General features: G+C 57.6%; 1 protein-coding gene. It reads left to right on the top strand.

Annotated features, from left to right (window positions below; all coding sequences use genetic code 11):
* Nucleotides 1-26: 26 nt before the first annotated feature.
* Nucleotides 27-516 (top strand): hypothetical protein (locus EZM41_RS14780; protein WP_446697841.1); only part of this gene is annotated, 490 nt, incomplete at its 3' end.

The following is a 516-nucleotide window of genomic DNA, read 5'->3' as shown; positions in this document are numbered from 1 at the left end:
TTGCCACACCGGTGGCCATTCGGCGGATGGCTGAGTGGATCGAAAGCCAGGGTATGGGCAAGAGAGAGGTCAACTATCGCCTCCGCGATTGGCTGATCTCGCGCCAGCGCTACTGGGGGGCTCCCATCCCGATAGTCTTGGGGGGAAAACCGGTGCCGACCGGGCGCTACACTCTACTTTTGGATCCTGAGGCGACATCGTCGCTGCTCGCTATAGCGGGGGAGCTCTTTTGCGCCTCTCGGATTCATAAGAACAGGTCCCTTTTGAAGGATACGGCGGCTCTCTACGAGCGCGATTTCGAGAACACAGGCTTTGAGTGGGTGGATTTTTCGGACTGGGAAAGCAGCGTCATAGCGTTTTTGCGCAAGGCGGGCGGCGAGGAGGTCCCTCCGACGTTGTTGGAGGAACTGTCGCGGGACCGCCGGTGGTGTCAAGGCAACCTCCAGCACGTGAGGCTGTTTTTGTTGAAAGGGATAATCCCGACTCATCGTTTTCTTTTTTTAAACGGCGCCATGA

Source organism: Acetomicrobium sp. S15 = DSM 107314 (assembly GCF_016125955.1).
GTDB classification, from domain to species: Bacteria; Synergistota; Synergistia; order Synergistales; family Thermosynergistaceae; genus Thermosynergistes; species Thermosynergistes pyruvativorans.
Note: the sequence above shows the minus strand (reverse complement) of the source record. Positions and strands in the feature narration are given on the sequence as shown.